At 58.0% G+C, this 15,384-nt stretch carries 13 protein-coding genes; 7 read left to right on the top strand and 6 right to left on the bottom strand.

Annotation, left to right across the window (positions count from 1 at the left end; all coding sequences use genetic code 11):
- Positions 1–15 precede the first annotated feature (15 nt).
- The 7 genes from NJC40_RS11925 (at position 16) to NJC40_RS11895 (ending at position 10,332) form a co-directional block, all read left to right on the top strand.
- Positions 16–897 (top strand): DUF4123 domain-containing protein, encoded by an 882-nt coding sequence (locus NJC40_RS11925; RefSeq protein ID WP_253113153.1) that lies wholly within the window; start codon positions 16–18, stop codon positions 895–897.
- A complete protein-coding gene (locus NJC40_RS11920; protein ID WP_253139262.1) occupies positions 894–4,379 on the top strand; it encodes a toxin VasX in 3,486 nt (1,161 codons plus the stop codon). Before NJC40_RS11925 ends, NJC40_RS11920 begins: the two co-directional genes overlap by 4 nt.
- Positions 4,366–5,526 (top strand): DUF6708 domain-containing protein, encoded by a 1,161-nt coding sequence (locus tag NJC40_RS11915; RefSeq protein WP_253139264.1) that lies wholly within the window; start codon positions 4,366–4,368, stop codon positions 5,524–5,526. The genes NJC40_RS11920 and NJC40_RS11915 overlap by 14 nt, the downstream gene beginning before the upstream one ends.
- Positions 5,513–6,592, top strand: coding sequence for a DUF6708 domain-containing protein (locus NJC40_RS11910; protein WP_253139267.1), 1,080 nt, complete (start codon positions 5,513–5,515; stop codon positions 6,590–6,592). The genes NJC40_RS11915 and NJC40_RS11910 overlap by 14 nt, the downstream gene beginning before the upstream one ends.
- Before the next feature lie 103 nt (positions 6,593–6,695).
- The gene (locus NJC40_RS11905) at positions 6,696–8,123 is read left to right on the top strand and encodes a di-heme oxidoreductase family protein (RefSeq protein ID WP_253139270.1); all 1,428 of its coding nucleotides are present in this window, start codon (positions 6,696–6,698) and stop codon (positions 8,121–8,123) included.
- A 29-nt stretch (positions 8,124–8,152) separates the two neighbouring features.
- On the top strand, positions 8,153–9,217 hold the full coding sequence (locus NJC40_RS11900) for an imelysin family protein (RefSeq protein WP_045488116.1): 1,065 nt from the start codon (positions 8,153–8,155) through the stop codon (positions 9,215–9,217).
- Between the two features lie 17 nt (positions 9,218–9,234).
- Positions 9,235–10,332, top strand: a complete 1,098-nt coding sequence (locus NJC40_RS11895; protein ID WP_253139516.1) for a DUF1513 domain-containing protein — start codon at positions 9,235–9,237, stop codon at positions 10,330–10,332.
- A 38-nt stretch (positions 10,333–10,370) separates the two neighbouring features.
- Here the strand turns inward: NJC40_RS11895 and NJC40_RS11890 are convergent, their stop codons facing one another.
- The 6 genes from NJC40_RS11890 to colR all read right to left on the bottom strand — a co-directional run bounded on the left by NJC40_RS11890 (position 10,371) and on the right by colR (position 15,247).
- The gene (locus NJC40_RS11890) at positions 10,371–11,069 is read right to left on the bottom strand and encodes a PspA/IM30 family protein (RefSeq protein ID WP_045488112.1); all 699 of its coding nucleotides are present in this window, start codon (positions 11,067–11,069) and stop codon (positions 10,371–10,373) included.
- 425 nt (positions 11,070–11,494) lie between these two features.
- Positions 11,495–11,722 (bottom strand): hypothetical protein, encoded by a 228-nt coding sequence (locus NJC40_RS11885; RefSeq protein WP_045488108.1) that lies wholly within the window; start codon positions 11,720–11,722, stop codon positions 11,495–11,497.
- Entirely contained in the window at positions 11,722–12,429 is a 708-nt protein-coding gene (locus tag NJC40_RS11880; protein ID WP_045488104.1) for a lipopolysaccharide kinase InaA family protein, read from the bottom strand. The genes NJC40_RS11885 and NJC40_RS11880 overlap by 1 nt, the downstream gene beginning before the upstream one ends.
- A gap of 15 nt (positions 12,430–12,444) precedes the next feature.
- On the bottom strand, positions 12,445–13,137 hold the full coding sequence (locus NJC40_RS11875) for a class I SAM-dependent methyltransferase (protein ID WP_045488101.1): 693 nt from the start codon (positions 13,135–13,137) through the stop codon (positions 12,445–12,447).
- Between the two features lie 147 nt (positions 13,138–13,284).
- Positions 13,285–14,574 (bottom strand): sensor histidine kinase, encoded by a 1,290-nt coding sequence (locus tag NJC40_RS11870; RefSeq protein ID WP_045488097.1) that lies wholly within the window; start codon positions 14,572–14,574, stop codon positions 13,285–13,287.
- Positions 14,564–15,247 carry a two-component system response regulator ColR gene (gene colR, locus NJC40_RS11865; RefSeq protein ID WP_045488094.1) on the bottom strand — a complete coding sequence of 228 codons (684 nt, stop codon included), beginning with the start codon at positions 15,245–15,247 and terminating at the stop codon, positions 14,564–14,566. Before colR ends, NJC40_RS11870 begins: the two co-directional genes overlap by 11 nt.
- Between the last annotated feature and the right edge of the window lie 137 nt (positions 15,248–15,384).

Here is a 15,384-nt window from a genome sequence, read left to right as displayed (position 1 = left end):
TTTGAAGCCGCGCCCATGTCCGAACTCGAATCCGGCCCCGCCAATCTTCCCTGGTCAAGCTGTAACGCCTTTGTGCTGTTCAACGCGGTCAACGTCCCACAACTGGCCAAAACGCTTTACCAGTGTCGGGGCGATATTGATGCGCATCCGGTGTTTCTGATGACCCGCTTCAAGGACCTGGTAGACAAGTCCCCCTACCTGGTGGCGATTACAGACAGCCATGATCCGGTCTATCAGTTGTTTCTCGAACAGGCAGACAAAGAGTGGGGCTTACTGCTGTTCAGCCAGGCAACGACAGACACCCTGCTCCAGCATCTGCGCTGGCTGCTGTTTGTCGATGAGCCTGGACGTAAGCCGACCTATCTGAATATCTCTGACCCGCTCGTCGCCAACGCCCTGTTTGGCCTGTATCCCCGGCACACGGATAACCGCCTGTTCGGCCCAATCGACCAGTTGTACGCCGTCGACGTCATCGATCAGCGCTGGATACGCCACATACGTGAGGGCTGCGCGGCATCTGATCATAACGCTGCCTTGTACTGCCTCAACCCGGCCCAGACCCAGGCCTTGGGTGACGCCGACCTGCGCATCAAGGTCGTCGAACTGGAGCAGCACATGCACCGGTTCTTTCCCGACTATTTGCCCGACGCCAGCCTGGCGCACCGCTACCAGCACTTGTACAGGCTTGCCCGGCAAGCCTGCGAAATGGGCTTCAGCACCGAGATTGATCTGTTTCATTACGCCAACGTCAGCCAGTTTCTCGATCGCCAGCCACCCGAAGCTCATGCCGATATCCGCCAACTGGTGCTCAACGTGTCGTCATTGACTCACTCCCAACGTATTCAGCAGGCCAACGCCCTGGTGGTGGAACGAGCGCGTACTGGAGCGCTCTCATGAGTCGCAAAACCACCTTGAGCCCGCTGGAAAAAGCCTACTGGGAGGCGCGGGCAAAAAGTCATCTGGACGTGATGAACAACGTCAGTGCCTGCCCGCTGACGGGGGACAAGGTACAACTGATCCCGCTTCGTTACGGGCGAGTGGAGCGCCTGCACAGCAAACCCGACGGCGAGCGTTATCGAAACCTCAAAAGGCCGCTGGGTCTGCGCCTGGTCCGCGACGGCTACCTGTACATCATTGAAGAAAGCAGCCGCCTGCTGCATGAATACCGCCTTGCCGACGGGCTATTGGAGGAATGTCTGTGGCGGGGTGGCGAAGTCACTCAGGATCTGCGCCAGACACCGGTTGGCGAACCCGAGCTGATTTTCGCCAAAGACGCCATGTTGCATGTGGCGTACGCCGAGCTGCAATGGAGCGCCGCCAAGTGCTCACAGGTGCTGCACAGCGCAGCAGACCGCTACTACTTCATGCAACAAATCCATCTGGCCAAGGCCGACTGCCAGCATGGCGGCAAGCATCTACGGGTCGAGATGCAGGTTGCGCTGCAATTGGCAGAAGTCGCTGAACCACCTGCGGCCCAGTGCGCCGTACCCGGTACGCCTGAACAGGAGCGTGAAGACTACTGCTGGGAGCACCAGCGGCTGTTTCGTGAGGCCCATATCGGTGAGCTGAAGCAGATTCTGGTGAGCCGCTACGAGCACGACCATCTCTACCTGGTGCTCGAAGACAGCCTGGGCATTCTGCAGGACCTGGCCCAGGAGCAAGACACGATCGTCGATTGGATCAGCAATTGGCGCGAAGAGCACGACAACGAACTGCGTTACATCACCGCCAGCTACATCGACACCCTGATGACCGTGGGTGAACACACCGCGCGCAAGACCCCGGCCGACCTTCCCCTCCTGCTGCACGCCACCACCGAACAGGAGCGCACGCGGATCTATGCCTGGGTCAATGCCCGCAACAAATGGCTCTGGGAACACCGCCAGGACCTGACACCGCCCTATCGGCACGGCATTACTTACTCAAACCGGGGAGAAGTCATTCCCATGCAGACACCTGCTACGCAGTTGGCCAGACAAACCATGGACCTGCGTCAGCAAGAGATGATCAAGGCGCTGGGCAAGCAGCGTTATGAGGACCTGAAAAGTGAAATAGAGGCACTCAACGACACCAGTCAGGGCGTCTTGAATGGTGTTGGGATCGGCGCCAGAGGTATTCACGACCTTGTTCGCCATGAAGAGATGCAGAGCTATCTGCAACAGGAACGTGCCCACCTCAAGCGCTGGCAGCAGCGTCTGGATGAGGTGAGCGAAGATCGTGTCGAACTGTTTGCCAGCGGCGAATTTCATCGCAGCGCCTGGTACTTCAACCCCGCAGAACGCAAAGGGCAACTGCACCACGCGCTGAGCCTCGAACAAAACTGCATGCGCGACCTGTGCCGCACTGACGAAGGCCTGCGCAAGGTGGGCGAATTCTTTGACAACAATCCGCATTTCATCTTGCCGGCTTTTCAGACCCGACTGGATGTCAGCTACCTGAAAACCAAGGTGGGCGACCTGACCAAGTGGCTGGACGACACGCGCAACTTCACCTCCGGCCTGGCCGACGCCAGCAGCCGGCTCGCGCAAATCGAACGGATCATGAACAACCACTGGTCCACCAGCCTGAACCTGCCACCGCAGTTGCAGGCGCTGCATCAGGGGGTTCTGGCCAGCTACATCCCCGCCATTGCCAACAGCCTGAATGACTGGCACGCGCAAACCCAGTCACTGCTCGACAGCCAGGACCTGAAAGCGCATCTGGACAAGATGGCCCAGGCCACCAACCGCGCTCAACGGCTGGGCATGATGGTCGCGCTGCAAACCGAAGGCCTGCATCTGCAAATCGCCAACGAGGCGGATATCGCAGAGTTCAAACAGCGCCTGGTGCGCTTTCATCAGTGGACGGAGGAAGAGACGCAATTGCGCCGAACGGCCAACCGTCTGAGAAAACGCGCCCAGAGCCGAAGACTGACACCTGAAGAGCGGTATGAAATAAAACAGGAAAGGCACCTTGTTCAGCAGAAACTTTCAACTGTCCGCCATCAACGAAGGGCGTTGGGGCGTTTGATCGACAGCTCGACATCACCGACCAATACCTTACCAAGTGGGTATATAGGGGTCAGGCTGGATATGCCAGAGTCACAACGCATGGCCTTGCAGGATGAGGTTCGTCGAGTACAGGCGGGGGCGCTTGGCGGATACGGCACTTCGGGAACTTATCGGGCGGCGTTCAAGAGTGGGTTGGTGCCTTCGATACTTTCTTTTTTTCAACTGATGAACTTAAAGTCGGCCGTGGAAACAGCGCTGGAAGATTGGAAAAAAGAGGGAGCACTCTATAAAAATTTACTTCCGATATTTGTTGCATTTATCAGCTTTACCAATAGCAGCCTGACCGTCTACCAACTGACCAATATTGCGATGCTGGACAGGGCAATGGCAAGAGTAACGACGCTTGCCAGCCACTCAGCAGGCGCTCTGCCTGCGGTCAAGATAGGCAAACTTGGCTTGGGTCTCGGTGGCGGCGTGGCCATATTGAACGTCATACCTACCGCCTACATACTCGGCAAAAATATGAGCAAGTGGCGCGATGCAATATCCACAGGCACATGGGAAGAACGCACCGCTGCGTTTATCGGCTTGAGTGGCGACCTGATCGCCTCAGGAGTCGCTGTAACTCAAAGTGGCGCTGCGGTTAAAGAATTTGGTGGATTACTGAGGGAAGTCCTCAAAGCCGATCCGTCACAGCGAAAACTGGTGGCCAATCAGGCGTGGGCTACCCGAGGGACCAGGTTCTTAAGTCTCTCCGCTCGCTTGAATCTTTGGGGGCTGGCCGCTCTGGCTCTACAGCTGGCCGGCGAGGCTCTCTATAACTTCTACCATCTTGACCACTTGCAACGCTGGTTGGTCGGCTGCGCATGGGGCACTCAACCTCAGGGATGGAGCGATGCTCAATCACGGCAGAAACTGGCAGAGTCGACCCTGCGCCCAACGATCATCGACAAAGGCATCGCAGAAGACCCTGCCACGCAAGAGTCGGTCAGGGTATTGCAGTTAATCCTGCCAGCAATGACACCCGGCATGCTGGACAGCGACTCGCTGCGCTGGAGAGTCACCTGGCTGAACGGCGCGGACAAACGAGAGTTCAGCGAGTTTTTCCGGGAAATGCTGAGCATTGCAGGCGTCATGCCACTGACGCTGCAACTCAGCATTCCCACGGAGCTTCAGGGACATCAAGTAACTCTGGAGCTGTGCCTGGCGGTAAAGCCTGCGCTGGCCGAGGACTTTCTTAATGCGGACACCGGCTACCTGAATTATCGCGTTACGCTCACTCAGGACATGCTCAATAAATCGATCACCCCGCTGATTGTGCCGCCCAGTATTACAGCTGAACTTCCTCCGACCCAGATCACCAGAAAGCTTATCAATGACAACCGATAATAAATACGACCGACTCCCTCGTGCCGGCGATACCGAGGACGAGCCAGACCAGCGAGTTTTTTATCTGGCGCCACTGCCATTACCGACTGGAGTCAAACCCTTCAGTGGCAGGGAGCTGCAAAAGAACGCTAACGAAACCTACATGGATTTTATGTTAGGCAAAGCTTCTTTTGAGCTTTCCATCAGATTTTTCATAGGCAGCGTTTTAGGAGTAAGCCTTCTCTATTTCTTGACTGCGCTGGGTTTAGATTTGGTCGGCGTTATAGCATTGGATCGTCCCTTTTTTGAAGTCATTGTAGTTATGTTCACCGGAGGCAATTTCCTTCCGATTATTTTGACACTTATAGCATCAATCACCGGCCTCCCCATCCTCCACGCCATCTGGGTCCTGTCCCGTATCCCGCCCATCCGCTTCAACCGTCAGCGTCGCGAAGTGGCCTATGTGGCCAAGCGCGGTGACAAACCCTGCATCATCCCTTGGGAAAGTGTGATTGCCTGTCTCAGCAGCCGTCTCGTGCCAACCAAATATGGCACTCAGCAAAGCCACGAACTGCTGCTTTGCCTGCGCAATAGCGAAGCGACCCAGCAAATGTGGGTAAACATTGCCTGCTACAGCCCAGCCTTTGCCATCGCCGAGTGGGAGGCGATTCGGGTCTATATGGAAGAAGGCCCCGAAGCCTTGCCGGGACGCTTTATCGACCCCAAGTACGAAGAAGGGACGGTGGAATACTTTGAGCTGTGCCGCTACGTCTACCGCAGAGACCACAACTACCTCGTTTACCTGCTCGGCTTCGTGCTGATCCAGGGCGTCAGCGGCTGGCACCTACCCTGCCGCCTGGCGGCCTGGATCAATGGCCTGCCGAGGAAAAGCCTGCCGCGTGAGGTTGCGCAATGGTCAAAGCCGTTGCCGCCCGAGCAATGGCAACAGCCCGGTGCTGAGCTGCTTGAACAGAGCAAAGAGGTGCACAAGGTGCTGCATCGGGGCAAGACCTTGGTTGATTACTTTCAAGAACTGTCCGCACCGCCCGAGACCAAGAGCAAAAAGTCTTTGTCAAAGAAGTCACGCAAAAAGCAAATAGCGATCGTCCTCGCCCCTGATTATCTCCCCCAAGATAGCCCCGAAAAGACCATCAATGACAACCGATAATAAATACGACCGACTCCCTCGTGCCGGCGATACCGAGGACGAGCCAGGCCAGAAAGTTTTTTATCTGGCCCCACTGCCATTACCGACTGGAGTCAAACCCTTCAGTGGCAGGGAACTGCAAAAGAACGCTAACGAAACCTACATGGACTTTATGCTAGGCAAAGCTTCTTTTGAGCTTTCCATCAGATTTTTCATAGGCAGCGTTTTAGGAATAATCCTTTTCTACTTTTTGACTGCACTGAGCTTGGACTTGTACGTTTCTCTTGCATGGGATCGTCCTTTCTCTGAGGTCATCATCGCTATGTTTACTGGAGGTAATTTTCCTCCAATTATTTTGGCACTTATAGCATCAATCACCGGCCTCCCTATCCTCCACGCCATCTGGGTTCTGTCCCGTATCCCGCCCATCCGCTTCAACCGTCAGCGTCGCGAAGTGGCCTATGTGGCCAAGCGCGGTGACAAACCCTGCATCATCCCTTGGGAAAGTGTGATTGCCTGTCTCAGCAGCCGTCTCGTGCCAACCAAATATGGCACTCAGCAAAGCCACGAACTGCTGCTTTGCCTGCGCAATAGCGAAGCGACCCAGCAGATGTGGGTAAACATTGCCTGCTACAGCCCAGCCTTTGCCATCGCCGAGTGGGAGGCGATTCGGGTCTATATGGAAGAAGGCCCCGAAGCCTTGCCGGGACGCTTTATCGACCCCAAGTACGAAGAAGGGACGGTGGAATACTTTGAGCTGTGCCGCTATGTCTACCGCAGAGACCACAACTACCTCGTTTACCTGCTCGGCTTCGTGCTGATCCAGGGTGTCAGCGGCTGGCACCTGCCCTGCCGCCTGGCAGCCTGGATCAACGGCCTGCCGAGGAAAAGCCTGCCGCGTGAGGTCGCGCAATGGTCAAAGCCGTTGCCGCCCGAGCAATGGCAACAGCCCAGTGCTGAACTGCTGGAGCAGAGTCAGGAGGTTCAAAAAGTGCTGCGCTGGGGCAAGACATTGGTTGATTACTTTGAAGGCTTGTCCGCGCCAACACCGACGAAACGCAAACAACATTCGGCAAAGAATTCGTAACAGCAAATTGCACCAGCCCTCGTTAACGATAACTCCTCTTATTCCTGCCCCACAGGACTGTTAAGCTTGCTCGCCTTGAATTTCGGCTGTTTAAAGATTTCACATGACTGCGCCACTGCGTACATCTCTGGCTCTGCTGTTGACCCTGACTCTGAGCGGGTGCGATGAGGCGCCGCGTTTCACTCAGGCGGAGCCCGGCGAGGCGTTGTCGGGAGGGGCGGCGACGGTGCATCGCAGCGACCAGAATGCCTTTTCCCTGCCGTCGGCCAACCTGCCACCGGTACGCCGGCTGGATTTCAGCGTTGGCAACAGTTTCTTCCGCAACCCTTGGGTAATCGCACCGTCGACCACCACCGCCCGCGATGGACTCGGGCCGTTATTCAATACCAATGGTTGCCAGAACTGCCATATTCGCGATGGTCGCGGTCATCCGCCCGAGCCTGGTGACAGCAATGCGGTGTCAATGCTGGTCAGGCTGTCGATCCCCAACAGCGCAGGCTCTGCAGAGCAGCTGCAGCGCGGTGGCGTAATACCGGAGCCGGTGTATGGCACCCAGTTGCAAGATATGGCGGTGCCCGGTGTACCCCCGGAAGGTAAAGTCCGGGTCAAGTACGAGCCGCTGGTAGTCAGGTTTCGTGACGGCAGCGAGGTCGAGCTGCGCCAGCCGACCCTGAGCATCACCCATCTGGGCTACGGCCCGTTGCATCCGGACACGCATGTTTCCGCGCGCATAGCGCCGCCCATGATCGGCCTGGGTCTGCTCGAAGCCATCCCCGAGGCGGCGATCCTGGCCGCTGCCGACCCTGACGACAAAAATGGCGACGGCATTTCCGGGCGTCCCAACTGGGTCTGGGACGATGCCCGTCAGCAAGTCGCGCTGGGCCGTTTCGGCTGGAAAGCCGGCCAGCCCAACCTGAACCAACAGAATGTGCATGCGTTTTCCGGTGACCTGGGGCTGACCACAAACCTGCGTCCCATGGATGACTGTACAACGGCGCAAACTGCCTGCAAGGAGGCGCCAAATGGCAATGGCCCGAACGGCGAGCCGGAAGTCAGCGACAACATCCTGCGTCTGGTGGAGTTCTATACCCGCAACCTCGGCGTACCGGCCCGGCGTGACGTCGAAGATGCGCAGGTGCTGGCTGGCAAGAACCTGTTCTTCAAGGCCGGCTGCGACCAATGCCATACCCCGCAATTCACCACCCGTGCCGATGCCGCCGAGCCGGAGCTGGCCAACCAGATCATTCGCCCGTACAGCGACCTGTTGCTGCATGACATGGGCGAAGGCCTGGCCGATAACCGTACCGAGTTCCAGGCCACCGGTCGCGAATGGCGCACCCCACCGCTGTGGGGGCTGGGCCTGACCCAGGCGGTCAGTGGCCATACCCAATTGCTGCATGATGGCCGTGCCCGCAATGTGCTGGAGGCGATTCTCTGGCACGGTGGCGAGGCTCAGGCAGCCCAGCGTCAGGTGCTGGCTTTCGACGCAGAACAACGTGCGGCCTTGCTGGCGTTCCTTAATTCATTATGATTGTGTCAATTTAATTCAAGGAGCCGGAGATGTTCCGTCCCAAGCTGTTGTTCACCAGCCTCGCCGCCCTGGCGCTGGGCGCCTGTACACCTGCCGATCCACAGGCGGTGACTTCGGCTGCGATCGCCAAACAGGTGATCCTGCCGACCTACAGTCGCTGGGTAGACGCCGACCGCCAACTGGCGAGCAGCGCTTTGGCGTTCTGCGAAGGCAAGACCGATTTGCAGACTGCCCGTGCTGACTTCCTCAAAGCGCAGAAAACCTGGGCCGAACTGCAACCGTTGTTGATCGGCCCGCTGGCTGAAGGCAACCGCTCCTGGCAGGTTCAATTCTGGCCTGACAAGAAAAACCTGGTCGGCCGGCAGGTTGAACAACTGGTCACTGCGCAGCCGTCGGTCAGCGTTGAAGAGCTGACCAAGGCCAGCGTTGTGGTTCAGGGTCTGTCTGCCTATGAATACATTTTGTTCGATGCCGGCATCGACATGGCCAGCGCCGAACACAAAGCCCGTTATTGCCCGCTGCTGACCGCCATTGGTGCCCGGCAGAAACTGCTCGCCGAAGAAATCCTCAACGGCTGGAACAGCAACGACGGCATGCTCGCGCAGTTGAGCAAGTTCCCCAACAACCGCTATGCCGACTCCCACGAGGCGATCGCCGAGCTACTGCGCGTGCAGGTCACAGCCCTCGATACCCTGAAGAAGAAACTCGGTACGCCGCTGGGCCGCCAGTCCAAGGGCGTGCCGCAGCCATTCCAGGCCGACTCGTGGCGCAGCAAGGCCTCGTTAAGCAGCCTGGAAGCCAGCCTGCTGAGCGCTGAAAGCGTCTGGACCGGGGTGGACAACAAAGGCTTGCGTGGCCTGCTGCCCGCCAACCAGAAACCGCTGGCCGACAAGATCGACGCGGCCTATGCGAACAGCCGCAAACTGCTCTCGGCACTCACTCCGCCACTGGCTGACCTGCTCGACAGCGAGGCCGGGCGCCAGCAGCTCAATGCGTTCTACGACAGCTTGAATGTCGTGCATCGTCTGCATGAAGGTGAGCTGGCCAAGGCTTTAGGCATTCAGTTGGGCTTCAACGCCAACGACGGCGACTGACGCAGAGGGGATAGATGATGTTACGACGCCAGGCTCTGGCGCTAGGCAGCCTGCTGCTCAGTGCATTCACACTCGGTGGCTGGAGTCTGTTCCGGCAAAACGGCAGCAGCCCCTTGCTGCTGTCCGCCCGCGATGACGCCGACGGCAAGCACTACGCCGTGGGCTATCGGCTTGATGGCAAGCAGGTGTTCGCCACTGAAGTCGCCCAGCGCTGCCACGACATCATCAATCATCCCGAGCTGCCGCTGGCAGTGTTCATTGCCCGCCGCCCCGGCACGCAGAGCTACCTGATTGACCTGCGTGACGGCAAATTGCTGCAAACCATCACCGCACAGCCGAACCGGCACTTCTATGGCCATGCGGTGATCCACAGCAGCGGTGAATGGCTGTACGCCACGGAAAACGACACGCGTGATCCTGGTCGGGGTGTGCTGGGGGTCTATCGTTTCGTCAATCAGCGCCTGGAACACAGTGGCGAAATTTCCACTCATGGTATTGGTCCGCATCAGGTTTCGTGGATGCCGGATGGCGAAACCCTGATCGTCGCCAATGGTGGTATCCGCACCGAAGCCGAAAGCCGGGTCGAGATGAACCTCGATGCCATGCAACCGAGCCTGGTGCTGATGCAGCGTGACGGCACTCTGCTGAGCAAGGAAACCCTGAGCCAGCAGATGAACAGCGTACGGCACCTGGCCGTGGCCAGCGATGGCACCATCGTTGCCGGCCAGCAGTTCATGGGGGACTCGCAGGAGTTGGCCGAGTTGCTGGCGATCAAGCGGCCCGGGCAGCCGTTCGAACCCTTTGCCGTGGCCGAACAGCAATTGCGCGCCATGAACCACTACACCGCCAGCGTCGCAATTCATGACGAACTGCGGCTGGTCGCCCTGACCGCGCCGCGGGCCAACCGGCTGTTTATCTGGGATCTGGACAGCGCCGCCCTGAAGCTGGATGCCTCAATGCCGGACTGTGCTGGCGTGGGCGCCGTACAGGACGGCTTTGTGGTGACCTCTGGCCAGGGGCGTTGCCGTTTCTATGATTGCCGTCAGGCAACCTTGCAGCCCAAGCCACTGGCACTGCCTGGCGCGTTCTGGGATAACCACCTGCACCTGGCTTGATAGCAGCGTCGCACCGCTCCGAAACATCCAGGCTGCTGTCAGGACACCTGAAAACCGGCACCCGCCTTGATTCGCTCAAGCACTGCGCTGGCACTGCTACGGTCGTAAATTACCGAAGCGTCGCGCAGGCGGCGCTCCAGATCCTGATCGCGCAAACACAGCATCTCTTCTGCCTGAAGCTGGGCTGCGGTTTCCTGCTGCTGCTGACGGATGGAATCGAGGGTATCAGCCACGACCTGAAGGCGTGCTGCCGGTTCACGACGTGACGTGGAAAGGCTGGTCTGGGCCTGCTGGACAAAGTCGGTGTCGCGCAAGAGTTCGATCTGTTTTTTCAGCGCCCGAAGTTTGCTTTCATTCATTTCAAGTGCCTGACGCAGGTTATCAACGCTCCTGGCATATTCGTTGGCAATCCGGGTGTCTTCAATCAGCAACAGTTCAAGCCGGCCGACCTTCCCGGCAACATCCATGGCCAGTTTCTTATCGCCGGTTGCCAGCGCGTTGCCGACCACCCTGGTGAGTTCGTTCAGTTGCTCACGGGTCTGTTCGGCTTCCCTGGCGGCCAGTATCTGTTTAGTCATCAGATTGGCAAAGTTCGAGCGCCCGACCCCGACTTGCTCTTCTGCTGCGCAGATTTCCTGATCGAGGATACGCAATGCCTGACGAGCCATAACGGCTTCGGCAGTATCATTGGCGCCGCCGCGCAACGCGATCAGCAGTTTCGTCCAGATCCGGCCCATGAGAGTTTCCTTGTGCTCTGACACAATAGATAAGAAAGGAGTCAGCAACTAACCCGGACAAGACGATGGCATATTTAAATTTATTAATATGCAAGAAACAGTATTTATATTTGTAGGAATATTCCACAGAGTAAAACGTTATTTACTCGACACTGGAAACCTGACCCGCTCTATCAGCGTATCAATGAGAGTTTTCAAGAAAATTCGGAGAGTGAGGGGCAGGCAAGTCAAACACCGGCGTGAACACCACCCCGGTCAAATACTCAGTAGACAGCACTTTTAAAAACCAGGGCGAGACCGCCAGCGTAATACCGATGGCGGTCCCGCAAAACAGGCTCGGAGGGCCCCTCTAAAAACCACCTGCATTGCCATCGCTACGATGTCGCGCGTAGCGCCGCAAAGCCCAGGTGGTCAGAGCTGCGCGTTCAGCTTTTCGTACCAGTCCCTTGCAGCAAGCTGTACAGCAACAGCAGAAAGTCATGATCGGGCTGCGCCGTTTGCAGCGGCTTGGCGGCCCGGGGCAACGGGCAATAACCTTCGCCATGAGGCGTACTGAGTATCCTGGTTGAGGGTTGCTCCCATGCAGCGACCGCCATGGTGGTAGTCGCCAAGGCTGCAACCAGAAACAAACCTCTAGCCATTTCTAGTTTCATTAACCTAACCCCTTGAGAGCGCTGCCAAACGCTGTCTGGTAAAAGTAGATCAACTTATCCCAGTCGCAGAGGCTAAATGACGAATGGCGTCGTAACTGCCGCAGATCATGCCGGGCCGCCCGGCCAGCCGTCAGGCGCTTGCGGGCTTTTTCCAGATCAAGCAAGGCCACCTGAACCTCGGCCTGCTCGCCTTCGCCGGTGACCTTCACGAAAACATGCTTGCTGTACAGGCAACTGTGTTGCCAACGCCCGCGGTGCATCCGCGCCAGGCTTTCAGCCAGTACCTGGAGCAGGCGGTCGTGCACTTGTTCACCGTGTCGCTCACGACCACCTGAGGCATACCAGTGATCGATTTCTTCAAATCCGTTCAAGGCCTCGGTGACCAGCAGCGCCCGCCACTGCCCCTGTTGGTCGCGTTCGGCGCCACAAAAGACAATGTTCGGCACACTGACGCCCAGGCTACGCAACCCTTCCAGAGCATCCTGCTCGCGCAGGACTGTAGGCCGGCCCAGAGGGTAGCGCCAGCTGCGATAGACATGCCCGGCCTGACGTTTGACATACAACAGTTGACCGTTATCGGCCCATACCCGCTGCACCCCGCTTTCACCGCCGCGGCGCACATTGGGCTGCTCAACCCATTCGCCACGCAGCCCCCAAAAGCGTCCGAAGCTGCTGTCAGCTACTTCCAGTGTCATCTGTCCGGCCATTACCTGCCCATCCTTTTATTGTTTGCGTAGTAGATAGACTCGCCACATCGCATACATCGGCAGGAAGTCCAGACGCTTCTGGATGTTGAAACCTGCCTGTTCAAATTCTTTCTCGACCGTTGCTGCCGGTAACACAAAACGGTTCTGGTAACCGTCGGCCCCACTTTGCGGGGTATCGGAACCATTGCGCTTGCGCTCAAGACGCTTGCGTTTCCATGCCTTGAAATTGCCGTCGACCCACAGCGAGACGATGACACTGTCTCGCGAGACCCGGTGAAACTCCCGTAATAGAGCAGCCCGATGCTGCGCCTGACCAACATGGTGCAACAAGCGCATGCAAAAGATGCTGTCTACTGCATTGTCCGGCAGGTCGATGGCAAAGGCTGATGTCTGCAAAGGTTGTACCCGTTGTACGACATCTTCCGGCTGAGCATGACGCGCGGTTCTGAGCATATCGGCCGAATTGTCCGCACCGATGATCAAACGCTCTGGTTTTTCTGCCAGCAATGGCCAGAAGCGCCCTGCGCCACAAGGCAAATCCAGAACCAGACCAGGGTCACCGGCAAGGCGCAATGCCTTGCGGGCCAACTGCTCGTCGCGCTGATGGGACAAGCGACGCCACAAACCGTTCCGATGTTTTTCCAGATATTGGCGGGCGTGGCTGTCGTCGTATTTGTTGGAAAACTCCAGTTCGATGCGCTTGTTCATAAACGTCTCCGATTCAGATGGCGCCACGATAGGTGCCCGTCCGTCTGCATCAGGTCATGTTTATGTGAAAAAAAAGTCCCGCAAGCCCATGGAATGTTTCTATAGATTACAGGTAGTTACGAGCCTTTGAAGAACACTGCCAGTCCCTCAGGGCCTGGCAGTCTCCAGGCTGACCTTGAACCGGCAGCCGTTAGGCTCCATCGGGCTCAGGCTGACGGTCCAGCCCTGGTTGGCACAGATACGCTGAACCAGCGACAACCCCAGCCCCAGGCCTTCACCGCGCTGCTCATTGCCCCGTACGAAAGGCTCGAACATGGCCTCACGCTTCTCTTCCGGAATGCCCACGCCGCTGTCTTCGACCATAAAGCCTTCACCCTGCAGGGTCAAAGCGATGAACCCCTGATCGGTGTAGTGCAGCGCATTGCGCAACAGATTGCCCATCACCGCCAACAAAAAGGTCGCGTTGTAGCTGATATCAGAAACCTGATCGGGCTCGGGCGGGTTGTAGATCAGTTGCAGCCCTTTGCTTTCGATCGGCCCGCGCCACTGGGCAATCAGTTGCTCGGCGGTGCCGGTCAACGTGGCCCTTGGCGTCATGGTCGGATCTTCACGCTGGGTACGTGCCAGCATCAGGAACGTCTGCACCAGGTCGCGCATTTCTTCACAGGCCCGCGCGATACGCTCAACCTGACGCCGGGCACGCTGATCCAGCGCCGGATTCTCCAGTAACAATTCGCAGGAGCTGGCCAGGACCATCAGTGGCGTGCGCAATTCATGGCTGACATCACTGGTGAACATCCGCTCACGGGTCAACGCCTGACGCAAACGCCCCAGTGTGGCGTCGAACGCACCCGCCAGCTCACCCACTTCATCGGCGGCATAATCGGGTGCCAAAGGCGGAGCCAGGCCCAGCAACTGGTCGCGGTGGCGCACCTGACGCGCCAGGCGCACCACCGGTGCCATTACCCGACGGGCCAGCACCCAGCCAAGGAATACCGCCAGGGCCAGGGCCAGCACGAAGCCCACCAGCACCACGGCAAACAGCACGCGCTCGCGCTCTTCAAAATCGCTCTGGTCCTGCAGCAGCGCATAATGCCGACCGTCGACCACTTCGATCATCGCGTGATAGGAAGACGGTCCGCGAAACACTTCGTGAAAGCCTGGCTCCAGATGACGAATGTCCTGTGGCAGGTCGAAATCGCCCGGACCATTGCTGAAATAGAACAGTTGGTCCTGTTTCGGACGATGGCTCCAGTCGCTGACGCTGTCGGCCAGCAACAGCCGATTGAGATCACCGCCCAGGCCGGCGGAAATGAGTTTTTCTTCGACCAGGTGAACCGTGGAGATAATGCCCACGGCGAAGGATCCGGCCACCAGTGCACTCATCAGCGCAAAGGCGATGATGATCCGTTGGGCAAGACTTTGCTTAAACTCCATCCCGGCCCTCGGCCAACCGATAGCCTACACCGTGCACAGTCTGCAACAAGGCTTTAGGAAAGGGTTTGTCGATCACCTGGCGTAACTGGTGAACATGGCTGCGCAGGCTGTCGCTGTCCGGGCAGTCGTCGCCCCACAGTGCCTCTTCAAGAATTTCCCGACGTAACACGTGCGGGCTCTTTTGCATCAACACCGCCAGCAGCTTGAGGCCCACCGGGTTGAGCTTGAGCATCCGCCCGTCGCGGGTGACTTCCAGGGTATCAAGGTCGTAGACCAGGTCAGCGACCTGGAGGGTACGCCGACCGCCCCCCTGGGCACGACGCAGCACCGCTTCGATACGGGCTGCCAGTTCAGACAAGGCAAAAGGTTTGAGCAGATAATCGTCGGCCCCCGAACGGAAACCTTGCAGACGGTCATCCAGTTGATCGCGAGCGGTGAGCATGATCACCGGAGTATCACGGCGGGCATCTTCACGCAGGCGCTTGCACAGCGTGTAGCCATCAATGCCCGGAAGCATGATGTCCAGCACGATCAGGTCATAGTGTTCGGTCGCCGCCAGATGCAGTCCCGAGAGGCCGTCCTGGGCACAATCGACTGTGTATCCCTTCATACTCAGGTAGTCGGCCAGGTTCGCCAGAATATCGCGGTTGTCCTCGACCAGAAGAATTCGCATAGGGCTCTCCGCATGCAATTAAGGCTGGCGCAGCTTAGGCAGATACCCCAACGCGGTGCAAGCCGCCACCGGGTATCGATTAATCTGCTGAAACGCTTTTCGGGTCAGCCAGCAGAAATGAAGAACCCCGCACAAGG

Origin of the sequence: Pseudomonas sp. 21LCFQ02 (genome assembly GCF_024129895.2) — a bacterium.
Classification (GTDB): domain Bacteria; phylum Pseudomonadota; class Gammaproteobacteria; order Pseudomonadales; family Pseudomonadaceae; genus Aquipseudomonas.
The sequence above is the reverse complement of the archived record's forward strand: the minus strand, read 5'-3'. Positions and strand labels throughout refer to the sequence as shown.